Below are 23297 nucleotides of genomic sequence, written 5' to 3' on the forward strand. Positions count from 1 at the left end.
GGGGTTTTTTCATGCCGAAGCCGATTGCGCCACGCCCTGCATCAGCAAGCCCAGCATTGCCAGCTGCGCCACCAGCGCCGGCCGTTGCGCCGAGCGCAGGTTCTCGAGCACGGCCTCCAGCAGCGTTGCGCCTCGCCCCAGCCCGGCCTGTTTCAACCGCAGCACCTGCGCTTGCGCCTTCGACATTGCGCCACCGCCCTGATGGCGCAGGCCTTGTCGCAGCCACAGCGCCAGCAGTTCCAGCGTGTCGCCGGCCAGCGCGTTCAGTGCGGGTACGTCCTCGGCGTCGCTTTCCAGATCCAGCGGCTTCGGTGCGACCGCTTCGACCTGCAGCACCACCGCGCGTTGCGCCGTCAGCAGGCTCAGCGGCTGCATGACCGCTTGGCTGCCTTGCAGATGCACCGTGCCCGCCACGGCGCGCAGCGCGCCGTATTCGCCGGCAAGCGTGCGGGCCAGCGCATCGACGGCGCCAGGTGTGGCCGCACGATGCGGCAACGCCAGATGCAGCTGCGCATCTTCGGCCTTGGCTTCGTTCGCCTCGTCCGCCGCCGCCTGTCCAAGCCGCGCATGCAGCACCTGCGCCGCCGCGTCCCAGTGACAAGACGCCACCTCCATGCGTTCGAGCGCCACCACATGCAGCTGCCCAGACGCACCAGCCGATGCGCCATTCGCTGCCTGCCGCGGCCGGACGAAATCGGGCTGCGCTTCTTTCAGATGTGCCACCAGCCCCGCCACGCTGTCCTGCCGCAGCGGCGCGACCAGGTCGTCCCACGATTTCGGCGACAGCGGCAGCACGCCGGTCTGCCGCGCACCCGCCGTGATGTCGACCAGCCCGTTGGCACGCCGCGTCGCGGTCTTGGTAATGACCTGTCCGCTCGCCAGTTGCCGCAGCGGAAAGCCCGCGACACGTCGGTTCAGCAGGTTGGGCGCCGCACCGCCGGCTGCGGCGTCGGCCTCGCGCGACCACTGGCGCTCCAGCACGGTCACGTTCTGCGTGTCGGGGTCGGCAAAGAGAATGTTCGCGCCCTCGGCCGTCTCGTCGGACCAGAGCTCCGCGCCGAGCGACACCAGTCGCAGATGATCGAGCGCGACCTCGCCCTTCACGCCGATGCCTAGGATCTGGCTGGCCGGCAACGCGGGCCGTGCAGAGCCATCCCGCGGCCGCCCGGCATGCGCCGCCGCCTGCAGCCGCGCCCACAGCTCGGTCAGCACGCGCACCAGCCGCAGCGGCTCGAATCGGCTGCTGCGCGCCTGCTGGGCCTGCAGCAGTTGCCAGAGTTCGTCGAGCGCGTCATCGATCCAGTTCCAGCCCAGCGCGCGCGTCTGGCTGCGCACGGCCTCGAAGCGGGCGGCCAGCGCCATCAGTGGCTGGCTGGAACCGTCGAGCCAGAGCGACAGCAGCAGGGCGTCGATCTGCGTGCGCAGGGCAAGCGCGGCTTCGTCCTGCATGGCTGAGGGCTGCGGCGCGGGTTCCGCCGTGTCCACGCCCACCAATGCGGATGGCTGCACCTCGACCATCACCTCCGCCGAACCCGGCGCCAGCGAGCCGGCCTGCCGGAATGCCCACACCGCGATCACCACGTGCGCGCAGCCGCTGCCTTGCTTGCAATCGCAGCGCGCATGAACCAGCGAGCTGCGCGAGAAGAAGCGCACGCTGCACATCGGCAGCCGCGCCACGGGCGGCGCGCTGGCGCTACGCCAGGCCTGCACGCCGACCACCGGGCGCGCGGCGGCGAGCTTGTCCGCCTGTTCGAGCGCGGATGGTGCGAGGCTCGCGGCCAGCGCGGCATCGTCGAACTGCGCGGGGTTCCATGCACCGTCTGGCTCTGTCGATGCCTCTTCGGCCGTCGCCGGCGCATCGGCTTTTTCCGATGCAGCCTGCGCCTGGTAAGCCAGCACCAGCATCACCCGATGCCGGCACATGCCGCTCGCCGGGCAACTGCACTGCGCATCGCGCAGCGTGCGCCCCGGTGGCAGGCTGGTGCGCACGCCGTCGTCGAACTGCGCCTGCACCACGCCGTCGGCACCGGTCTCCATCCGCGGCAGCAAGCCCGCTGCCACGTCCTTCTGCGCGCGCTTCACGAAGCCCGCGTTGGCCAGCGCCGTCAGCGCCTCTGGCGTCAGCTCCAGCAGGTCGGCGCGCCATGCCGTAGCACCGCTCATCCCTGCACCTTCTCGGCCAGCCAGCCGGCCAGTTGGCCCGGCGTCATCGCGCCGATCTGCGCGCCTTCGCGCACCAGCCGGGCCGCCATCTCGCGGTCGTAGTTGGGCTCGGCCTTCGAATCGAGCGCGGCCAGCCCCAGCACCTTTGCGCCGGACTCGACCAGCGCCTTCACGCGGCGCACCAGTTCGTGCTCGCTGCCGCCTTCGTAGAAGTCGCTCACCAGCACCACGATGCTCTTCGAGGGATTGGCGACGAGCGACTGCGCGTAGGCCACTGCCTTGGCGATGTCGGTGCCGCCGCCCAGCTGCACCTTCATCAGCAGCTCGACCGGGTCCGACACGTCGGCGGTCAGGTCGACCACCGCGGTGTCGAAGGCCACGAGCCGCGTGCGCATGCCGGGCAGCTGCCACAGGCAGGCGGCCATCACCGCGCTGTGGATCACCGAGTCGACCATCGAGCCGCTCTGGTCGATCAGCAAAATGATGTCCCACGGCTCCGCATGCCGCTTGGTGCGGCTGATGAACACCGGCCGCTCCACGTAGAGCTTGCGGCGCTCCGGGTCGTAGCGGTGCAGGTTGGCTGCCAGCGTCTGCTTGAAGTCGAAGTTGCGCGCCACCTTCATGCGCGAGCGGCGGCGCCGGTCGCGGCTGCCGCTGAAGGCCTGGCGCACTTCGGTGGCGAGCTTTTCCATGATGCGCCGCACCACCTCGGCCACCAGCTTGCGCGCGGCCGCCAGCACCTGCGGGTTCATCAGGTGCTTGGTGTGCAGCACTGCGCGCAGCAGTGATTCCGAAGGCTCGATGCGCTCCAGCACTTCGAGGTTGGTCACCACCTCGTCGATGCCGTAGCGCTCGACCGCGTCCTGTTCCAGCCGCTCGATCACTTCCTTCGGAAAGAGCGTGTGGATGGCGTTGATCCAGTCCGGCGTGCTCAGCGCCGACGGGCCAAGGCCCGCGCTGCGTTCGCCGCGGGTCGCGCGGTCGCCGTCTCGGCCGTAGAGCCAGTCGAGCGCTGCATCGGCGGCCTGTGCTTCGGCGCTCAGGCTGCCGCAGGCCGATTCGGCCGGGTCGCCCAGCAGCAGGCGCCAGCGCTGCAGCGGATCGGGAATGTCGAGGCTCATGGGCGATGGTTTCCCTCGGTGTCTTCGAGTGTCACGCCCCAGGCCGCGAGGCGCGCGAGCACGGCGTCTTCCACGCGGCGTGCTTCGGCCAGCTGCTCGGGCGCGGCCTCGCCGACGCGATGGGCCGTGAGCGCGCGGCGCGACAGGTGCGTGGCGTCGTGCAGCGCCAGCACCTGGTCGGCCAGCAGCCCGCGCTCCTGCGGCGGTAGCCAGGCGAAGGCGGCGCGCAGGCTGGGCATGGCGCGCACGAAGTCGGCGTTGTCCAGCGCCTGCACGGTGCGGTCCATACCGGCGACGAAAGCGGGCTCGGACGACAGCGTTTCGCGCGCCAGTGCCAGCAGCCCGGTGAGCGCGTCGCCGAGCACCGGGGCGGGCAGGGAGTGCAGCAGCTGCATGGCTTCGCTCACACCGTGATCGCTGTGCGTTTGAGCATCGGCAATCCGGCCGGCCAGGCTCAGCGTTGCGCCGAGCGCCGCGCCGCGGCTCACGGGTGCGGCGCTGGTGTCGGCGGCCTTGCGCTGCCACACGGCGAGCGCGCGGGCCGGCTCCACGTCGAGCAGCGATGGCGCGTGTGCATCGTGCGCGTTGTCCTGTGCATGGGCCAGCACGTCGGCCACGATCCGGCGCAGCGCGAGGTGGCCTTCGAGATGCGCCTGCATATCGGCCGGCGAGATGGCGGCGGGCGGCTCAAGCAGCCACAGCGCGCGGTCGAAGCCCGACTCGATCACCACGCGCAGCACCGGCGCATCGGCCATGCCCAGCATCTGGCCGTGGCGCAGCAGCGTGTGCAGCACCGACAGCGCAGGGCCCAGCGCCTCGAAGCGCGGCTCGCTGGCAATCGCGCCGCGCAACTCGCGCAGCAGCGCATCGCTGAGCGCCGACAGCCCTGCCCACGCGGCCTGGTTAAGGCCATCGGCCAGCGGGCCGATGTGGCCGTGGGCCTGGCGCAGATCGTCTTCGAGCCGGGCGCGCGCCGCGTCGTGCAGGCTCGCGCCCCAGGCGCCGGCCTCGATCAGCGCGGCCTGCTGCTCCAGCGGCTCGCTCAGCGACCACAGCTCGGTGCGCTCGCCCGACATCGCGAGCTTCGGCCCTTGCGTGCGGCGCACGCCGGGCAGCCGCAGGATCGACAACCGGTGCAGCACGCGGCTCTTCGCGCGGTCGGCGTCGAGCAGCAGATCGAGCTTGAGCTGGCCGCGCAGCACGATGCCATGCGCCGCGAGTTCGGCCTGCACGGCGGCTACCAGCGGCGGCTGCGGCGTGCCGGGCGCGAGGCGGCCGACGGTGTCGCCGGCCAGCACGTCCATCGCCTGTACCAGCACAGGGTCGGTACCGGGGCGGATCGCGCCGCGATAAGTCCAGGGCAGGGGCGCGTCGAGCGCGTCCTTCACCAGTGCGCCAGCCAGCGCGTCGAGCCAGTCGGAGCGCAGCGGCTTCTCGTGACCGCGCAGCCGAGCAAGGCCTTGCGCGCGCAGGTGCACGGCCATCAGGTCGGCGGTGGAGGCGGGCAGTTTCTTCTCGCGCAGGCGCTGCATCACGTACTGCAGCGCGCGATGTGCGGCGCCTTCAGGGCCGTGGTCCCAGACCCACTGGTAGTAGGCCGGGGAGGGCATGCCCGAGGCGTAGCCCGCGAAGGCATCGAGACGCTTGAAGGTGTAGGGCACGAGGTAGGAGCCGAAGCGCAGCGTGACCTCCGGCTCGGGCGTCCCGGGCGCTTCTTTTTCTTCTTCATCGCCGGAGGATTCGAGCGAAGGCTGCGGCGTGGCGGGCAGCTCGGCGGGCAGGCCCTGCCACAACCGCGCGAGAGCGGGCGCGTGATAACCGCCGCACACCACCAGCGCCTGCGCCCGGCCTGGTTCGCCCGGCTGCGCCATCGCCCAGGCGATCCAGCGCGCCATCATGGTCTCGCGCGCCTGGTTGCCTTGCGAGCCGCGGTCTTCGCCGCGCAGGTTGTCGAAGTAGGTCGAGAGGCGCTGCGCCAGCTCGGCCGCGTCGCAGCCGTCCTCGAACAGGTGATCCCACAGCGCATCGCGGCCCTGCACCGAGAGCTTTTCAGTCAGCGCGCGCTCGTAGGCTTCGGCGCGCTCCTCGTGCTCATGGTCGGCCACGTCGGCATAACGGTTCTCCATGCGCGAGAAGGCGTCGTGCCAGGCCGGTAGATCGATGAAGCGCACGGCGGCGCCGACCTCGCGCGCCACCTGCAGCGCCTGCCACTCGGGCGAATGTTCGGCAAAGGGCGACCACGAACCGCGATGCGTCTGGTCACCCGAGAGATAGCTGTAGATCGCCACCGGCAACTGGTGCGGCAGGTACAGCTCGTCGAGGCGTTCGTTGAAATCGGCCGGGCCTTCGATCAGCACGTACGCGGGGCGCAGCGTGCGGATGCGCTCGGCCACCAGCCGCGCGCAGGCCGGGCTGTGGTGGCGCACGCCGACGATGTGGGGTTGCTGCATCGACGCGTGTTCAGGGCAGACGGTGGCGTGCTTCGTAGTAGGCGCGCCAGTGGGCGCCATTGCGCTTGGCCGCCTTCTGCTCGAAGTAGCGCCGCAGCTTCGCGCGGTCGTCCGCGTTGTCCTTCACCACCGTGCCGGCGATGCAGTCGACCAGGTCTGCCGGCGAGCCTTCGCGCTGTTCGAGGAACCAGGCGCGCACGCCGACCGCATGCGCCACGTTCACGGCTTCGGCGGTGGACATCACGGCGGTGAGCCGGTCCATCGCCGCGTCGCCGCCTGCGTTGCCGTTGTCGCCTTTGGTTGGCGCGCCGCGCAGGTCGCGGAAGGTCGACACCAGCAACTCAAGCACAGGCGCGGGCACCGTCTTTGGAATGCCGCTCTGCGCGAGCAGCCGCGTCGACGACTCCTGCACCAGCGCCAGTTCGCGGTCGAAGTCGAGAATGGGAAACACCGTCTCGAAGTCGAAGCGCCGCTTCAGCGCCGCGCTCATCTCGTTCACGCCGCGGTCGCGTGTGTTGGCGGTGGCGATGATGTTGAAGCCCTCTCGCGCGTAGAGCATGCCGTGCTCGCCCGACAGCTCGGGCACCGCCATCACGCGGTCCGACAGCATGCCGAGCAGGCAGTCTTGCACCTCCAGCGGCGCGCGCGTGATTTCCTCGAAGCGCACCACCTGGCCCTTCTGCATGCCCAGGAACAGCGGAGCCGGCACCATCGCGCGCGGGCTCGGGCCTTCGTTGATGAGCAGCGCGTAGTTCCAGCCGTACTTGATCTGGTCTTCGGTGATCGACGCGCCGCCCTGGATGGTGAGCGTCGAAATGCCCGAGATGGCAGTGGCCAGCAGCTCCGACAGCATCGACTTCGCCGTGCCCGGCTCGCCCACCAGCATCAGCCCGCGTCCGGTGGCCAGCGTGACGAGCATGCGTTCGATGCTGGCCACGGGCGCGACGATTTTCGGTGCGATGTCGAGCGCCGCGTCGCCGAGGATGAACGAGCGCGCGGCCTTCAGGCCCAGCACCCAGCCGGGAGGGCGCGGGTCTTTGTCCTGCGCCTGCAGGCGCGCAAGCTGTGCGGCGTACAGGATCTCGGCTGGCGGGCGCTGAAGGTTCGGTGCGCCGGTGTCTGGGGATGACTTGCTGGAAGTGGCCATGATGGGTGCGGGTGAAGCTAGAGGATCCTGTAGTGACCGGGCTTGCCGGTCTCGATCGTGATGTCCGTGGTGTCTTGAGAATAGGTGTGAGTGGATCGCAGCCGGATCCGGCCGCCCTGGAACGCCTCGCCCCGGTCGTCCAGCCTGAGCACGGCCATGCCGTTCGACAGTTCCTTCACGAGCACCCGAGCCGTTCGCCGTGGCGCGCCGCGCTCGCCGATGGCCAGCCATTCGATCCAGAGGCGCGAGTGCACGTGCTCGAAGCCCTCGTCGGCAATCACGACGCGGAGCACGCCGCCGCCTTTCGGCGAGAGCCACTCGCCGCCGGTCGCCACCGTACGCACCCGTGCCGGCACCTCGGGCGCCGTGCCCTGGGCTGCGGCCGCTGTCACTGCCAGAGCGAGCCCCGTGGCCAGCATCCAGGGGCGCAGCCTCATGCCCTGAGGCCTTCCATGTCGCGGATGAGTTCGCTGGCGGAAATCGGATCGAGCTGGTGCAGCGCCTCGGCATCGCGCATGTCGCCCCAGCCCGAGGGCTTGCCCACCTGCACCTGGCCCAGCGTCTGCTCGGGGTATTCGTCCACCATGCCGACGATGATGCCGGGGTCCAGGCTCAGCTCGATCACGCGGTCTGTGCCCAGCGGCTTGCTGAAGTACCAGATGCAGCCGCCGTCCTGCGCCTGGCCGCGGCGCCAGCCCTTGTTGGCCAGCCCCAGCACGCGACCCGTGGGCACCTTGGCGTCTTTCCAGCGTTCCAGCTTCAGGCTCTTTTTCTCTTCGTCGGTCAGCGTGTAGATGTCGCGGCCGATCTGCGCGAAGGGCTGCAGCAGTTCGTAGTCGGCAAACACCTGGCCGAAGGCCGCGGCGTCGGCGGCCGGCAGCTCCAGTGCATGCGGCACGCCGATGCGGATGTTTTCTCCCTGAACTGTTTCTGGCAACTCGAACGGATCGTCTTCCGCCGTGGTGTAGCTGCCGTCTTCCGCCACGCGAAAGCAGGCCTGCAGCGTGCCGCCGTAGCTGGCACTGCCTTCCACCGCGTACACGCCCCAGATCAGCCGCTGCACGATGTGGCGCACCAGCGGGTGCTCGACCAGGAACATGCGGAACACCTCGGGCGTCCAGCGGCGGCGCGCGCACATTGCCACTTCGAGGCGCAGCAGCTGCTGGCTGGCGATGGTGCGCACGTCTTTCTTCAGCAGCTTGAAGCGTTCGACCGCCTCCTTGCTCAGTTCGGCGTCGTCGGTCTTCTTGGGCTTTGGCAGGTCGGGCAGGCGCGCGCCGTCGACGCCGTCGGCGCCGTCAACACTGGCTTCGCGCACGTAGGGCTTGAGCGTCTCGTCGAAGCCGACCTTGAAGGCGCGCGGGCCGAAGTCGAGCCGCATCGTGCCCTGCTCGTCGAGGCCGAGGTCGGGCGCGAGCCGGTCTTCGAGCTCTTCCGTACTGAGGCCGCGTGCTTCGGCAATGGCGTCGATCTTCTCGCGCGCCTTGTCCTGCAGGCCCTTGAACTTGACCTTCTGCGCAATGCCGTTGAGCAGCATCAGCGCAACGTCGCTGCCGATGGTGGCGAGCACGTCGAGCCCGGTCACGGCGCGCGCATGCGCGGCCTCGCCGGGCCAGGCGCGGATGAAGGGCGTGAGCTTGCGCGCGGTGTCGTCGTTGCCGAAGAAGCCGAGCGCGGTGAGCGCCCAGCCTTCCTTGCTGGGGCCGCCGGCTTCGAGCCAGGCGGTGAAAGCGTCCCACGCGAACTCGGCGAGTGAGTCGGCGTCGCAAGCCTCCTTGGCCACGGCGATGCCGCCGTAGATTTCCTCGTTGGTCGGAAAGGTCAGCATCTGGCCGAGGTTGTCGAGCGTGTCGTTGGGCAGGGCCTTGCCATTCTTCAGCGTGGGCCGGCGCCAGCCGCGCGGCTGCCAGAACTCGGGCAGCTTCGCGCGCTTGGTGGGGAAGCGGTCGAGCGGGCTTTCGTCGAGCACGGCGCGCAGCGCTTCCACCACTTCGGGCTTGTTGTAGCGGCCGGCCACTTCGAGCAGCAACGCCTCGTGGCCGTTGGCCTGCAGCAGGCGCAGCGCCGAACCCGCGCAGTCGCGTGCTTCGCCGGCCCTGCCGAGTGCGGGCGCAATCAAGCCGGCGGCGGCGTGTTCCGGGTATTTCAGCAGCCATTCGCGGCCTTCGGCGCGCAGCGTCTTGAGCTTGGCAAAGGCGCGCGCGGCCGGTATGGCCAACTCGGCAGCGCCGTAGTTCAGGGCGTACGAGAGGTTGTCGGTGGGCTTGGAGCGCACCATGGCCACCAGCCCCGGCAGCACGGCGAGGCCGTGCGTGGCCAGCATCATGCCGATGCTGTCGCTCTCGGTTTCGCCCGCGATCGCATTCCAGAACGGCACGCCGACGGCGGCTGGCAGCAGCGTCGCAAAGCTCGGATAGAAGGTGAACCAGTAGTAGCGCGCCTTCTTGCGTTCGGCCACCATGGCGCGCCAGTTGGAAATCAGGCCCTCGGCATCGCCGGCCTTGATGGCGGCGGCCGCGGCCTTGCCCAGCGGACCGATGGCCTCCCCCTTTTTCTCATCGAAACCCAGCTCGTTGAGCAGCGCCTCGGTGTGCTTGCGTGCGGCGTCATGGCGGCCGGTCTGCCACGAGTTCAGGCGCAGCGCCTTCTCGCGCTCGCCTTCGCCCCATTGCTCCACCGGTGCCAGTGCCAGCGGCTCCAGCACGAGCGCGCCTGCGGCCTTCTTCTGCACCTTGGCGAGCCATGGCGGCGCGGCCAGCACGCCGGGCAGCTCGCTTGCGTCGGCCACCTCGGTGGGGCCGGCCAGCAGCGCCAGCTGCCGGTCGATCACCGCCTGCGCGCCGGCGTCGAGCCAGGGCCGCAAGGCCGGCAGGGCCGAGCCATGCGCGCGCAGCAGGCGCGTGAGGCTGGGCGTGACGAGGTTGGCGTCTTTTCCGCCCGCCGCGACCAGCCGCGACAGCGCGGGAATGGCCGCCATCGGCCAGCGGTCGACGGCCAGCGCGAGCCGCGCCAGCGCGCCCTTCGAATTGCTCGCCACGCGGGCCAGCGCCTGCACGGCTTCGGGCGTGCCGATGCACGCCAGCGCATCGCCCGCATCGTCGGTGGCGGCGCCGCGCTCCAGCACCGCAACCGCGTCAAGGCCGCGCTCCTGCACCAGCGTGCTCGTCATGGGGCCGCTGCCCCAGAAGCCGGTCGAATAGCTCAGGCGGACCTTCGCGGCCAGCACGATGGCGTCGGGGTCGGTGGCTGTCAGCAGCAGCCAGTGCATGGTTTCGGGCGTGTTCTTGTCGGCCGCGAGCGTGTGCACGAGCGTGTTCGAGATTTCGGGCGCATCGGGCAGCAGCATCGCCAGCGCGGGCTGGCGGCTCGGGTGCACCCTGGGCAGTCCGGCTTCGATGCGGTCGCGGCAGTCCTGCCAGACCTCGGGGGCGGCCAGCGCCAGGTGCGCGCGCAGCGCCTGCTCGCCTTCGCCCAGCGGGCCGTAGTAGCTGCTGCCTGTCTGGCGGGTGACGGTGGCGCTGAAACTGCTCTGGTGCTTCTTCGTCGCGCGGTCGTAGGCGGTCTGCACTTCGATCTGCTGCGCGGCCAGCGCCATGTCGATGGTGTCCGGCAATCCGTATTGCTTGACGAGGTAGTTCACCAGCACGGTGCCCGTCTCGTTCACGTTGTAGTGGCCGCCGGTGCCCAGCGCGAGCGCCAGCAGCACGGTGTCGGCCTCAACATCGGCCGTGGGGTTGGGCTGCGTGCTGCGGTCGATCATGCGTTGCGTGGCCGCCTGCAGGGCCGCATCGGTGCCGGTCATGTTGACGTTGAGCTCGAGCTTGCGGCGCACCGGCAGCCAGGCCGCGGCCACGCTCACCACTTCTTCGAAGGGCTTCGGCGGAAAACGGCGCGAAGGGAAGGTCTCGCGCTGCATGTCGGGCGAGAGCCGTATGGGCGTGCCGGCGGCGAGCCAGGGGGGCGTGTCGGCGCTCGCGGGCAGGTCGGCACTGGTCACGGGGAAGGCGGTGTGCGATGCGGACGGCCCCGCGGCGCCCAGTGCCTTCGCAATGGCCTGGGCGTCCTTGGCCGGCGTGCAGCTGGTGCCCCAGCCTGACAGCAGGCCCTCGTTCTTGAGCCGCTTGAAGGCGAGCGCCGCGCCTTGCTCGCTCACGCCGTGCTGGCGCTTGAGCGTGCCGGCCGATAGCGTGTCGCTGGAGGTCAACGTGCCGGCTTCGATCTGCGCGCGCACGGTTTCGAACACGCGGTCGGCCTGGCTGTCGATGCCTTCGGCGGGGGCTGCATCGGCGGCGGTGGTGCTGACGGGGACGGCCGTCGGTGTGGGTGCCTTCTCTGCTGGCTCCGCCGTCTCGGCCTTCTCCGCCTTCGGCTTCGCCTCGGTCTTTCCGATAGCCGCACCGGCGGCCACGCCCACTTCGGCATAGCCCTTGCCGGACTTCTCGGCCACCAGCTTGGTCAGAGCTGCTGCGGCCTTGGTGGCGTCGTCGAACGACTTGGTCTGGCCCTGGCCCGCGGTGCCGATGCGGCCCCAGCGGATGTTGAGCTCGGCGTCTGCCTGCTCGATTTCCCAGAATTTGCTGGCGGTTCCTTCGATGAGTTCAAAGCGGCGCATGGAAAAAACATCCTCCTGTGAGTTCGCCGCAGAGGATAAAGGGCCGGCATGAAAGCTTGGCCTGTCTTCGGCGAGAAGATTTCGCCTCGTGCAGCAGCAATTACGAAGAAATCATTCACGTGCCGCTGCGCCGCCCGCATGTTCCCCCGCAAAGGCATAGGCCGGCCCCATGCGCTGCCGCTTGCAATGCTGAAGCGCGCGACCGGCCGATTCGAGCAGGCCGGCCAGCGTGCTGCCGTCGGCGGGGTGGCAGGCAATGCCCATGCTGAGCTCGCCGCCCGCGAGCAGCCGGCCTTCGTAGGCGACCGGCCTGGCGCCCGCGGTCTCGATGCGTATGGCCATCTCCGCGAGCTTTTGCCGTGGCGGGCTGCCGACCAGAAGAATCGCGAACTCGTCGCTGCCGAGCCGGGCCACCATGTCGTCGGCGCGCACCTGCTCGCGCAGGCGCTGGGCGATGGCGGTCAGCACCGCGTCGCCACCCGCGCGGCCATGTCGCTCGTTCACGGCCTTGAAGCCGTTCAGGTCGATCAGCATCAGCGAGAAAGGCCGGCCGTCGCGCAGCCATTCCTCGCCGCGGTTCTCGAAACCGGCACGGCTGGCGGCGCCGGTGAGAGCGTCGGTGCCCGAGTCTTCCGCTTTCCGCTGCGTGCGCGCCTCGCCACCGCCATCGCCCCGCAGGCGCATACCGAGCGCGAAGATGAAGACGACCAGTTCGGCGATCACTGCGGCCTGCACCAGATTCGGCTGGGGCGGCGCCCATGCCGGCCCGATCCAGGCCGACATCCGCGCAATCGAGAGGCCGCCGAGCAGCAGTGCCGCGCCGGCCAGGAACAGCGCTGCCGGCCAGGGCTGGCGGCGCAGCACCTTCACAGCGCCCGCCGCGAGGATCACGGTGGAAGCCACCGCCAGCGCCTGCACCATGCGCAGCGTCCACAGGCGCTGCGTCTCGAGGGCGGCATAGAGCGTGGCGATCGCGAAGATGACCAGGGTTGCTTGTGCGATGCGGTCGAGCCGGGGCGCGAAATCTTCCAGCCGCAGCAATTGCCGCACGAACTGCAGCCGGCAGGCCGTCCACAACACCAGCGCCGCCGCGGGCCATTGTGCGAATTGCGCGGAAGGCGCGAGGCTGTTCAACCCGGCGAAGGCGGCCAGTGCGCACGCGCAGCTCAACGCGTACCAGCCGTGGACCTTCGTGCCGAACGCCAGCAGCAGCACCAGGCCGCACACCGTCAGGCCGGCCAGCAGGCCGTAGCTCACGCCGTCGAACATCGGGCCCCTTAAAACTCCGCGCCTTCGACCAGGAAGCGCAGCCTGCGCACGCCCTGCCATTCATCGGCATCGAGCCGGAACGCCAGCTTGACCTTCGGCGGCAGCGGCTCGGTGTGGCTGAACCAGATCGCATCGATGGGCTGGCCCTGGTGCCTGAGCTTGAGCGACAGGTGCTTCTCGCCCACCAGCCGCTGCGAGACCACTTCCACCTCTTCGCTGAAGGTGGGCGGCGCAAAGCCCTGGCCCCACACCTCGCGGTGCAGCGTGTCGACGAGGTCGATGCGCATGTACTCGCGCGCTATCGGCCCGTCGGTCTCGATCTGCCGCGTGAGCTCGGCCTCGGCCAGCCATTCGCCGGCCACCTGCGCGAAGCCTTTTTCGAAAGTCTCGAAGTGCTCGCGCGCGACCGTGCAGCCGGCTGCCATCGCATGGCCGCCGAAGCGCAGCAGCACGCCCGGGTGGCGCTTGGCCACGAGGTCGAGCGCGTCGCGCAGATGAAAGCCGGGAATCGAGCGGCCCGAGCCCTTCAGCTCCTGCTCCTTGCCCGGCGCGCCGCTCGCGGCGAAGACGAAAGTCGGGCGGTGAAAGCGGTCCTTGATGCGCGAGGCCACGATGCCCACCACGCCTTCGTGAAAGCCCGCGTCGAACACGCTGATGGCCGGTGGCGGGGCTTCGATGCCTTCGCCATCGGTGGCGAACAGCGATTCGGCCAGCAGCAGCGCCTGGTCGCGCATGCCGCCCTCGATGTCGCGTCGCTCGCGGTTGATGCCGTCGAGCATGCGCGCGAGTTCCTCGGCGCGGCCTGCGTCGTCGGTCAGCAGGCATTCGATGCCCAGCGTCATGTCGGCCAGCCGGCCAGCGGCGTTGATGCGCGGGCCGAGGGCAAAGCCGAAGTCGAATGTGGTGGCTGCCGATGCATTGCGGCCAGCGGCCTTGAACAGTGCGGCCACGCCGGCGGGCATCGTGCCGGCACGGATGCGGCGCAGGCCTTGCGCCACAAGGCGGCGGTTGTTGGCGTCGAGCTTCACCACGTCGGCCACGGTGCCGAGCGCCACAAGCGGCAGCAGCACATCGAGCTTGGGCTGCGTGGCCGTGTCGAACACGCCGCGCTTGCGCAACTCGGAGCGCAACGCGAGCAGCACATAGAACATCACGCCGACACCGGCGATGCTCTTGCTCTCGAACTCGCAGCCGGGCTGGTTGGGGTTGACCAGCACGTCGGCCGAGGGCAGCTCGGGGCCGGGCAGGTGGTGGTCGGTCACCAGCACCTGCAGGCCGCGCACCTTGGCGGCGGCCACGCCTTCGACGCTGGCGATGCCGTTGTCGACGGTGATCAGCATGTCGGCGCCGCTGTCGGCCACGCGCTCGGCAATGGGCGGCGTGAGGCCGTAGCCGTCGACCACGCGATCGGGCACAAGGTAGCTCACGTGCTTTGCGCCCAGCAGGCGCAGGCCGCGCACGCCGACCGCGCAGGCGGTGGCGCCGTCGCAGTCGTAGTCGGCAACGATGCACAGGCGCTTGTCCTGGGCGATGGCGTCGGCCAGCAGCGCCGCGGCCTCGTGCGTGCCGCGCAGCGTGTCGGGGAGCAGCAGGCGTGCGAGGCCGTCGTCGAGTTCTTCCTTGGCGCGCACGCCGCGGGCGGCGAAGAGCCTTGCCAGCAGCGGATGCACGCCGGCCTGCTCCAGCGCCCAGACGGTGCGCGGGGGGATTTCCCTGGCGATGATCTTCATAGCGCCTCCAGCACGGTGGTCGCCCGCTTGCGGTCGAACAGGCTTCTGGCCCAGCCGGCCAGGCCGCGCGGCTGCACGGTGTAGCGCTGGGCGGCACGGTCGCCGCACAGCGTGAGCGACACGGCGTCGCCGCGCGTGTAGTCGGCGAGCAGCGCGGCGACGGGGCCTGCGTCGAGCTCTTGCCAGGCGGCGGCCCATGCCATGCCGTCGTCGCGCAGGGCGGCGATGCGGAGGGCGTCGCTTACTGTCGGTGCCGAGGCAGGTGCGGCTTCTTTATTCAGCGCGCCGGTGCCGCTGAGCCAGAACGAATTGATGGGTGGCACGCCGCGCGCGGCGCGGTCGTCGTTCACGCGCTGCGTGTACAGCAGCATCTGCATTTCGTTCTGCAGCCGGCGCAACGGCCGAGCTGCATCGGCCAGCGGCGACCACTGCGAGATCGGGTAGCCCACGGCGCGGTCGATGGAGGCGGTGGCCAGCCCGTCGAAGATGCGCGCGCGCGCCAGCCATCGGCCGGGCACGGGGGAGGGGTGCAGCACGATGCCGTCTTCCTCGAAGAAGGGGCGCGCGGCTTCCAGCAGGGCGGTCGATTCGTCGGCGTCGATCTCGATGGCGGCGGGGTCGCCCAGCACCACGTCGTCGATGCCGACCTGCCAGTTGCACAGCATGACGACGCCCCAGCCTTCGGTGTCGCCGGGCGTGGCGATGCCCAGTCGCCGCGCGTCGAGCGCGCCCCAGGGGATGCAGCCGTCGGCGGCCGTGATGCCCAGCGCCCGTGCCAGCGCGCGTTCATGCGGAGGCGAGCGCGTGCTTTCGTCCTGCGTGTCGGTGTCCGCGAGGGTGAGGCGCTGCAGCAGGTTTTCGAGATTGGGGAGCCGAAGCGTCGGCAGCGCCGCGCGGCATGCCGGGGAACCGCGGCCGGCAAAGGGGATCAACAAGTGACGTGGGAGGGTTTCGGCCATCTCCCTATTGTCCGGGAAGCCCTGAGGTCATCCGGAATGCCACAATTCCGCCCCTATGCGACTTCCTTATGAACTGCAGCTCGGCTGGCGCTACACGCGCGCAGGCCGGGCGACGCGGCGCAACGGCTTCATCTCCTTCATCTCCGGTGTCTCGATGCTCGGCATCGCGCTGGGCGTGGCGGCGCTGATCATTGTGCTCAGTGTGATGAACGGCTTCCAGAAGGAGGTGCGCGACCGCATGCTCGGCGTGGTGTCGCACATCGAGATCTTCTCGCGCGACGGGCAGGCGCTGCAGAGCCTCGACCAGATCATGGCCGCGGCGCGCAAGAACCCCGAGGTGATCGGCGCGGCGCCCTTCATCAACACGCAGGCGCTTATTGCGCGCGGTGAGGACATGAAGGGCACGATCGTGCGCGGCATCGATCCCAAGCTCGAGCCCGAAGTCACCGACACCAACGGCATCGCCGCCGGGGGCACCTTCGACAAGCTGGTGCCGGGGCAGTTCGGCATCGTGCTCGGCGCCGAGCTGGCGCGTTCGCTCTTCGTGCAGCCGGGCGACCAGGTCACGCTGGTGGCGCCGGGCGGGCAGGTCACGCCGGCCGGCGTGGTGCCGCGCCTGAAGCAGTTCACCGTGGTCGGCACCTTCGATTCGGGCCACTACGAATACGACTCGGCGCTCGCCATGGTCCACGAGCAGGATGCGGCCAAGGTGTTCCGCCTCGAAGGGCCGACCGGCATCCGCCTGAAGCTCAAGGACTTGAACGAGGCGCGCGACGTGGCCGACCAACTGGCCGTGACCCTGCCGGGCGAGTTCCTCATCCGCGACTGGACGCGCCAGAACAAGACATGGTTCGCGGCCGTGCAGGTCGAGAAACGCATGATGTTCATCATCCTCACGCTGATCGTGGCGGTGGCGGCCTTCAACCTCGTCTCCACGCTGGTGATGACTGTGACCGACAAGCGCGCCGACATCGCCATCCTGCGCACGCTCGGCAGCTCGCCGCGCAGCATCATGGGCATCTTCGTGGTGCAGGGCGCAATGGTGGGCGTGATCGGCACCGTGGCCGGGCTGCTGCTGGGGCTGGGCATCGCCTACAACATCGACGTGATCGTGCCCTTCCTGGAGCAGCTGTTCCACGCGAGCTTCCTGCCGAAAGACATTTACCTGATCAGCAAGATGCCGAGCGATCCGCAGCGCAGCGACATCATGCCGATTGCGATCATTTCCCTCGTGCTGGCCTTTCTGGCCACGCTGTATCCGAGCTGGCGCGCCAGCCGCGTGAACCCGGCTGAGGCCTTGCGCTATGAGTGAAGTTGTTCTGAAGGCCCGTGGACTCACCAAGCGCTTCCACGAGGGCCGGCTCGACCTGACCGTGCTGCACGGCGTGGACCTCGACGTGCATGCCGGCGAAACGCTGGCCATCGTCGGTGCCTCGGGCTCCGGCAAGAGCACGCTGCTACACCTGATGGGCGGGCTCGACGAGCCCACGGCGGGCAAGGTCGAGCTGCTGGGCAAGGACATCGCACATGCCAATGCGGCGGAGCAGGGGCGGCTGCGCAACCAGCACCTGGGCTTCGTCTACCAGTTCCATCACCTGCTGCCCGAGTTCAGCGCGCTCGACAACGTGGCGATGCCGCTGAAGATCCGGCGCGTGGAGCCTCACGCGGCCGCGCAGTCGGCCACGAAGATCCTCGAGAGCGTGGGGCTGGGCCAGCGCCTGCACCACCGGCCGGCCGAACTGTCGGGCGGCGAGCGCCAGCGCGTGGCGATCGCGCGCGCACTGGTCACGAAACCGGCCTGCGTGCTGGCCGACGAGCCCACGGGCAACCTCGACCGCAGCACGGCGGATACGGTGTTCGAGCTGATGCTCGAACTTGCGCACCGGCATGGCACTGCCTTCGTGATGGTCACGCATGACCAGGATCTGGCGAAGCGGTGTGACCGGGTGCTGCAGTTGGTGGCGGGGCGGCTGGCGGGCTAACCGGCCAGGGGCTCGACAGCTTCTTCCTGCTGCCGCACATCCAGCGGCAGTACGCACAGCACCTTTCCGCCAAGCGTCAGCACCAGGCCGAGCCGGCCGCCGATCTGCGTCACCTGGCAGACCACTCGCGGTGCACCTGACCTTGGGGCCATCGCAACCGACACCGCGAACGCACGTGTCGGCGGCTGCCGCAGCATCGCAAACAGCGTTCGTGCATCGCAGTCGCTCAGCGCCTGTCGATACACATGGAAGGCCGCCTCCGAGTGGCTTTCTGTTCCGTCCTTGTCCTGTCGAAGACGCAGCAATGCCCGATGCAACTGCTGCCGGCAAGCCGCTTCGGTCTTGCCGCTGGCCTGCGCTATTTCCTTGAAGCTGGCTTCGAAGACTTCGCGCAGCAGCACCGCGGCGCCGTCTGAGGGCGACAGCCTGGCGGCAATCAGGCGCAGCGCCTGTTCGATGGACTCGGCCTGCGCCGCATCGGCTTCCGCCGACGGTGCCTCGGGCGCAAGCCCTTCGGCATCCCGCAGCCACCGCTGCATCCAGCCATCCCGCCGCAGCTTGTCGATAGCGAGGTTCTGCATCACCGTCGTCAGCCAGGCCTGCACCGAATCGGGCTCGGGCCTGCCTCCAGCTTCGAGTGCGCGCAGATAAGTTTCCTGCACCACGTCCTCGGCATCCACCGGGCCACCCAGCATGCGCGCCGCCGCGCGAACCAGCCGGCTTCGCAGTGCCGGGAATTGCGAGAGATAGCGTTCATCGAGCATCGCCGCAGCTTGCCATAGCGCGCAATGTCACGAAACTGTGGGCTTGTTCGTCAAGACAGTTCAACCACAGGAGCTTTCTCCATGCAGCCCATGTTTTCAATGGAATCCGAAGACGACACCAAGCCCGCCGCCACCGCTGAGCCGCGCAACTCCTACCTGGAGGAAAAGGCGTTCAAGTCGCGCACGCTGCTGATCTTCGGGACCATCAGCGATTCGGTGGCCGCCGACGTGACGCGCCGGCTCATCGCACTCGACGCCGACAGCCCCGACAAGCCCATCGACATCCTCGTGAGTTCGCCGGGTGGGCACCTGGAGTCGGGCGACGCCATTCACGACATCGTGCGTTTCATCAGCGCGCCGGTGAACATGATCGGCACCGGCTGGGTCGGCAGTGCGGCCACGCATCTGTTCCTGGCGGCGCCGCGCGAGCGCCGCGTGTGCCTGCCGAACACGCGCTTCCTGATCCACCAGCCCAGCGGCGGCGCGGGCGGGCAGGCGACCGATATCGCCATCCAGGCGCAGGAAATCATCAAGGCCCGCCAGCGCATCGCGCACGAGATCGCGCGCGAGACCGGCAAGCCCATCGACGTGGTGCTGGCCGACATCGAGCGTGACCGCTGGCTCTCGGCCACGGAGGCCGTTGAATATGGATTGGTCTCGCGCATCATCCAGCGCAAGACCGAGCTGAGCGCCTGATCAGGCCTTGGGTTTGTAGGCGACGACGTCGATCTCTACCTTCGCGTCGACCATCAGCCGCGCCTCGGTCGTCGAGCGCGCCGGCTTGTTTTCACCGAAGTAGCTCATGTAGATGCGGTTGAAGGCACCAAAGTCGCGCGCGTCCTGCAGCCACACGGTGCTCTTGCACACGTCGTCGAGCGTGGCACCGGCCAGCGCGAGCACGGTCTTGAGGTTTTCCATCACCTGGCGCGTTTGCGCCTCAATGCCGCCCACCACGATCTCGCCGTCCTTGTTGGCGGGCACCTGGCCCGACACATAGACGAAGTCGCCGGCGCGCACGGCCGGGGAGAAGGGGCGAACCTGGCGGTCGGAGGCAAGGGGCGGGGCGCCGAGGTATTCGAGAGGCATGGGAGGGCTCCTGAGGTTGAAGTGAACGATGGAAGGGGATTTGCGAGTATCCATCCAATCTGAAAATCTATTTCAGAAAAACCCTCTATCAAGGGTTAACACGGATGATTTGGCATGAATACTGCTTCAAAGTCCGGGCCGAAGAGAAATTTTCTTTCACAAACTCGCCCGCCCCATGAAGGAGTTCCCCATGCCCCACGTCGGTCTTGTCCAGCGCCTGCCCATGCTGTCGAAGCGCAGCCTGCTGGGCGCCTCCCTGCTCGCGATGCTGTGCGCCGCGCTGCCCTACCAGAGCGCCCAGGCCCAGGGCCCGCGCAACTTCGCCACGCTGGCGATGGTGGCCGAGCCGCAGACGCTCGACCCGATGGCCTCGACCGCCGACCTGGTCGGAACCATCATGCAGCACGTGTACGAGACGCTCTACACCTTCGACGCCAAGTGGAACGTGGTGCCGATGCTGGCCGAAGGCATGCCGAAGATCTCCGCCGACGGCAAGACCTACGCCATCACCCTGCGCAAGGGCGTGATGCTGCACAACGGCCGCGAACTTACGGCTGACGACGTGGTTGCCAGCCTGCAGCGCTGGATGGAACAGTCGCCGCGCGGCAAGGCCGTGGGCAAGGAAATCGACAGCCTCAAGGCCAAGGGCCCGCTGGCGGTCGAGGTGGTGCTGAAGGAGCCTTATGCACCGCTGCTCTCGCAGCTCGCGCTGCCCAGCGGCATGGCCGCGATCATGGCCAAGGACTCCATCGCCTCGCCGCTGAAAGACTTCGTCGGCACCGGCCCCTACAAGTTCAAGGAGCGCCGCCCCGACCAGTTCGTGCTGCTCACGCGCTTCGACAAGTACGCGGCGCGCAAGGAGCCCGCGAGCGGCTACGGCGGCAAGCGCGAAGCGGCCATCGAAGAGCTGCGCTTCGTGCCCGTGCCCAACGCCAGCACGCGCGTCGAAGGCGCGCTGGCCGGCCAGTACGACTTTGCCGACCTGCTGCCGGTCGAAGCCCTGCCGCGCCTGGAGAAGTCCGGCGGCAAGACCGTGCCGATCATGACGCCCTCGTTCGGCTTCCCGTACCTCGTGCTCAACACCAAGGAAGGCGTGGCTGCCAGCCAGCCGGTGCGCCAGGCGATCCAGACCGCGCTGGGTGAAGGCGAAATGCTCGCGGCCGGCTTCGGCGACACGCGCTTCTTCGTGGCCGAGGGCAACCACTTCCCCAAGGGCTCGCCGTTCTATTCGACGGCCGGCGCCGACCAGTACAACCAGCGCAACGCCGCCAAGGCCAAGGAGGCCGCGGCCAAGGCCGGCTACAAGGGCGAGCCGATCCGCGTGCTCACCAGCCGCCAGTACGACTTTCACTACAACATGGCGCTGCTGATGGCCGAGCAGCTCAAGCGCGCCGGCTTCAAGGTCGACCTCAACGTGGTCGACTGGGCCACGCTGGTGCAGCGCCGCAACGACGCCAAGCTGTGGGACATCTACGTCACGCATTCGGGGCAGTTCCCCGAGCCGATGCTCTCGCCGCCGCAACTCGGCGACGGCGCGCCCGGCTGGTGGGATTCGCCCGCGAAGAAGTCGGCGCTGCAGGCTTTCAACGTCGAGAGCGACCCTGCCAAGCGCGGCGCACTGTGGGGCAAGGTGCAGCAGGTCGTGTATGACGAAGTGCCGTACATCAACGTCGGCAAATTCAACGGCCTCTCGGCCAAGAGCCCGGCGCTGGACAACTACACGCCCGCGACCTGGCCGTTCTTCTGGAACGCGAAGATCAAGTAAGAAGACGCCGGGAACACAGCCATGCCATCGCGTCGCCAACTTCTGCAAGCCAGCGCACTGGCCTCCGGCCTCGGAGCCCTTGGCCTGACGGCCTCCACCGTTCAAGCGGCCACCTCTGGCCCGGTCTACGCCTACGTCGGCACCTATAGCGACGGCGGCAAGCCGTGGCGTGGCGGGCGCGGGCTGGGCGTGCACCAGTTCGTGCTCGACAGCGCCACCGGTGCGCTTAAGCCCATCCCCGGCGCGCCCCCGGCCGTGACCAGCGCCGGAGAGGGCGCGAAGCTGCGCAACCCCGCGTCGCTCGCGCGCCACCCGAAGCTGCCGATGCTCTATGCGGCCAACGAGTTCGAGGCCGGCTCGGTCTCGGCTTTTCGTATCGGTACAGGCATCGGCGCGGACGGCGCGCTGTCGTTCGTCTCCGAGACGGCCTGCGGCGGCAAGGACCCGGCCTACATCAGCGTGCACCCCGACGGCCGCTTTCTCTTCACGGCCAACTACGCGAGCGGCGACGTCAGCGTGCTCGCGCTGCGCGCCGACGGCACGCCCGATGCCGGCACCCCTGCGGTCGTCTACAAGGACATCGAGGCCTGTGGCGCATCCACGCCCTGCAAGCCCGGCGCCGACGTGGTGCCCGCGGCCGCGCGCTCGCACGAAGGCTTCGCCACCAGCGACCACGATGGCCCGCACGCGCACATGGTGCACGCCGACCCGAAGGGCAACTTCGTGCTGGTGGCTGATCTCGGGCTTGATCGCGTCATCTCCTACCGCTTCGACCGCATCACCGGCGTGCTGAGCCAGCCGAGTACGGTGGCCGTGTCGGAAAGCTCGGGCGCCCGGCACTTCGTGTTCCACCCGAACGGCAAGTGGCTCTACCTGGTGAACGAAGAGGCATCGACCATCGCATTCATGCGCTACGACAACGCCACCGGCGTGCTGACGCTCGTGAGCGAAACCTCAGCGCTGCCCAAGGGCTTCAAGGGCACCAGCTACGCATCGGGCATCCGCATGCTGCCGGGCGGTCAGCACTTCGTGTCGCTCAACCGGCTGCACGATTCGATTTCGCTCTTCAGGATCGACGCACGCACTGGTGCGCCCACGCTGGTACGCGAGGAATGGTCGCGCGGCAACTACCCGCGCAGCTGCACACTCGACCCGAGCGGCAGGTTCCTCTACGTGTGCCACAACAAGCAGGGCGACAACGTGACGGTCTTCCGCGTGAAGGGCGGCGACATCCAGTTCACCGGCCAGTACGTCGCAGTGGGCAGCGCGGCGGCCATCGAGTTCTCTGCGTGATGAAGAAATCGCTGTTCCGCTACATCGCCTCCCGAGCAGCAGGCATGCTCGTCGTGCTCGCCATCGTGGCTGTGCTCGTCTTCGTGCTCACGCGCGCGGCTTCGGGCGACCCTGTCTCGGTGCTGCTGGGCGACCAGGCCACCGCGGCCGACATCGCGCGCGTGCAGAAGGAGTACGGCCTCGACAAGCCGCTGCCCGTGCAGTTCGGCTACTGGCTGCGTGAGGTGCTGCAGGGCAACCTCGGCACTTCCATCTTCCTGCAGCGCCCCGTGACGCAGGCGCTGTGGGAGCGCTCCGAGCCCACCACGTTGCTCGCGCTGATGGCCGTGGCCATCGCGGCGCTGATCGGCGTGCCCTGCGGCATCGTCTCCGCCGTGTTCCGTGGCCGCGCGGTCGACCAGTTGTTCACTGGCGTTGCGATGCTGGGTGCGAGCATTCCGAGCTTCTGGCTCGGCATCGTGCTGATCCAGATCCTTGCCGTGTCCTTCGGCTGGTTCCCGGTGTCGGGCTATGGCGCGCCCGATGCGGCGCTGGCCGAGCGGCTGCATTCGCTGGTGCTGCCGGCGACTGTGTTGGGCCTGCTGAACTCCGCGCTCATCATCCGTTTCACGCGCGCCTCGATGCTCGACGTGCTCGGCGAAGACTATGTGCGCACCGCACGCTCCAAGGGCCTGAGCGAAAGCACGGTGGTGCTCAAGCACGCGCTGCGCAATGCGCTGGTGCCCATCGTCACGGTGATCGGCCTCACGGTCGCGCTGATGATCGGCGGCGCCGTCATCACTGAAACCGTGTTCGGCCTGCCCGGCGTGGGCAACCTCGTGGTCAGTGCCGTGCTGCGGCGCGACTACCCCGTCATTCAAGGTGCACTGCTCGTGATCGCCGCGATCTATGTGCTCATCAATTTCTCGATCGACCTGCTGTATGCCGTGGTCGATCCGCGCGTGAAGGTCTGAGCG

General features: G+C 68.9%; 17 protein-coding genes. 6 read left to right on the forward strand and 11 right to left on the reverse strand.

What is annotated here, in order from left to right:
• Window positions 1-9: 9 nt before the first annotated feature.
• The 9 genes from ACSFBF_RS26425 to ACSFBF_RS26465 all read right to left on the reverse strand — a co-directional run bounded on the left by ACSFBF_RS26425 (window position 10) and on the right by ACSFBF_RS26465 (window position 15451).
• Window positions 10-2163: an SWIM zinc finger family protein gene (locus tag ACSFBF_RS26425; RefSeq protein ID WP_435472207.1), complete on the reverse strand. Its 2154-nt coding sequence runs from the start codon at window positions 2161-2163 to the stop codon at window positions 10-12.
• On the reverse strand, window positions 2160-3284 hold the full coding sequence (locus tag ACSFBF_RS26430) for a VWA domain-containing protein (protein ID WP_435472209.1): 1125 nt from the start codon (window positions 3282-3284) through the stop codon (window positions 2160-2162). Before ACSFBF_RS26430 ends, ACSFBF_RS26425 begins: the two co-directional genes overlap by 4 nt.
• Complete coding sequence (locus tag ACSFBF_RS26435) at window positions 3281-5734, reverse strand: DUF5682 family protein (protein ID WP_435472211.1); 2454 nt, start codon at window positions 5732-5734, stop codon at window positions 3281-3283. The genes ACSFBF_RS26430 and ACSFBF_RS26435 overlap by 4 nt, the downstream gene beginning before the upstream one ends.
• Window positions 5735-5744: 10 nt before the next feature.
• Window positions 5745-6881: an ATP-binding protein gene (locus ACSFBF_RS26440; RefSeq protein WP_435472213.1), complete on the reverse strand. Its 1137-nt coding sequence runs from the start codon at window positions 6879-6881 to the stop codon at window positions 5745-5747.
• Between the two features lie 17 nt (window positions 6882-6898).
• Window positions 6899-7318 carry a hypothetical protein gene (locus tag ACSFBF_RS26445; protein WP_435472215.1) on the reverse strand — a complete coding sequence of 140 codons (420 nt, stop codon included), beginning with the start codon at window positions 7316-7318 and terminating at the stop codon, window positions 6899-6901.
• Entirely contained in the window at window positions 7315-11493 is a 4179-nt protein-coding gene (locus tag ACSFBF_RS26450) for a DUF4132 domain-containing protein (RefSeq protein WP_435472217.1), read from the reverse strand. Before ACSFBF_RS26450 ends, ACSFBF_RS26445 begins: the two co-directional genes overlap by 4 nt.
• A gap of 111 nt (window positions 11494-11604) precedes the next feature.
• The gene (locus ACSFBF_RS26455; RefSeq protein WP_435472219.1) at window positions 11605-12762 is read right to left on the reverse strand and encodes a GGDEF domain-containing protein; all 1158 of its coding nucleotides are present in this window, start codon (window positions 12760-12762) and stop codon (window positions 11605-11607) included.
• Between the two features lie 8 nt (window positions 12763-12770).
• Window positions 12771-14492, reverse strand: a complete 1722-nt coding sequence (gene recJ, locus ACSFBF_RS26460; protein WP_435472221.1) for a single-stranded-DNA-specific exonuclease RecJ — start codon at window positions 14490-14492, stop codon at window positions 12771-12773.
• Window positions 14489-15451, reverse strand: a complete 963-nt coding sequence (locus ACSFBF_RS26465) for a hypothetical protein (protein ID WP_435472223.1) — start codon at window positions 15449-15451, stop codon at window positions 14489-14491. Before ACSFBF_RS26465 ends, recJ begins: the two co-directional genes overlap by 4 nt.
• 55 nt (window positions 15452-15506) lie before the next feature.
• Between ACSFBF_RS26465 and ACSFBF_RS26470 the strand changes: the two genes are divergently transcribed.
• Both ACSFBF_RS26470 and lolD read left to right on the forward strand, forming a co-directional pair.
• Window positions 15507-16763 carry a lipoprotein-releasing ABC transporter permease subunit gene (locus tag ACSFBF_RS26470; RefSeq protein ID WP_435472225.1) on the forward strand — a complete coding sequence of 419 codons (1257 nt, stop codon included), beginning with the start codon at window positions 15507-15509 and terminating at the stop codon, window positions 16761-16763.
• Window positions 16756-17433 (forward strand): lipoprotein-releasing ABC transporter ATP-binding protein LolD, encoded by a 678-nt coding sequence (lolD, locus tag ACSFBF_RS26475; RefSeq protein WP_435472227.1) that lies wholly within the window; start codon window positions 16756-16758, stop codon window positions 17431-17433. Before ACSFBF_RS26470 ends, lolD begins: the two co-directional genes overlap by 8 nt.
• Here the strand turns inward: lolD and ACSFBF_RS26480 are convergent.
• Window positions 17430-18197: a sigma-70 family RNA polymerase sigma factor gene (locus tag ACSFBF_RS26480; protein ID WP_435472229.1), complete on the reverse strand. Its 768-nt coding sequence runs from the start codon at window positions 18195-18197 to the stop codon at window positions 17430-17432. The two genes, lolD and ACSFBF_RS26480, sit on opposite strands and share 4 nt — an antisense overlap.
• An 81-nt stretch (window positions 18198-18278) precedes the next feature.
• Here ACSFBF_RS26480 and ACSFBF_RS26485 point away from each other — a divergent pair, with 81 nt between their 5' ends.
• A complete protein-coding gene (locus ACSFBF_RS26485; protein WP_435472231.1) occupies window positions 18279-18893 on the forward strand; it encodes an ATP-dependent Clp protease proteolytic subunit in 615 nt (204 codons plus the stop codon).
• Here ACSFBF_RS26485 and ACSFBF_RS26490 read toward each other — a convergent pair whose 3' ends face one another.
• The gene (locus tag ACSFBF_RS26490) at window positions 18894-19283 is read right to left on the reverse strand and encodes a RidA family protein (protein ID WP_093048728.1); all 390 of its coding nucleotides are present in this window, start codon (window positions 19281-19283) and stop codon (window positions 18894-18896) included. It lies immediately after the preceding gene.
• Window positions 19284-19473: 190 nt separating this feature from the next.
• Between ACSFBF_RS26490 and ACSFBF_RS26495 the strand changes: the two genes are divergently transcribed.
• From ACSFBF_RS26495 to ACSFBF_RS26505, 3 genes are read left to right on the forward strand one after another with little or no spacing between them, the layout of a single operon-like run.
• On the forward strand, window positions 19474-21048 hold the full coding sequence (locus ACSFBF_RS26495) for an ABC transporter substrate-binding protein (protein ID WP_435472233.1): 1575 nt from the start codon (window positions 19474-19476) through the stop codon (window positions 21046-21048).
• A 21-nt stretch (window positions 21049-21069) separates the two neighbouring features.
• Complete coding sequence (locus ACSFBF_RS26500; protein WP_435472235.1) at window positions 21070-22341, forward strand: lactonase family protein; 1272 nt, start codon at window positions 21070-21072, stop codon at window positions 22339-22341.
• Between the two features lie 11 nt (window positions 22342-22352).
• Window positions 22353-23294: an ABC transporter permease gene (locus tag ACSFBF_RS26505; protein WP_435472383.1), complete on the forward strand. Its 942-nt coding sequence runs from the start codon at window positions 22353-22355 to the stop codon at window positions 23292-23294.
• The last annotated feature ends 3 nt before the right edge of the window (window positions 23295-23297 follow it).

The organism is Variovorax nivicola (assembly GCF_051216475.1).
In the GTDB taxonomy this organism is placed as follows: domain Bacteria; phylum Pseudomonadota; class Gammaproteobacteria; order Burkholderiales; family Burkholderiaceae_C; genus Variovorax.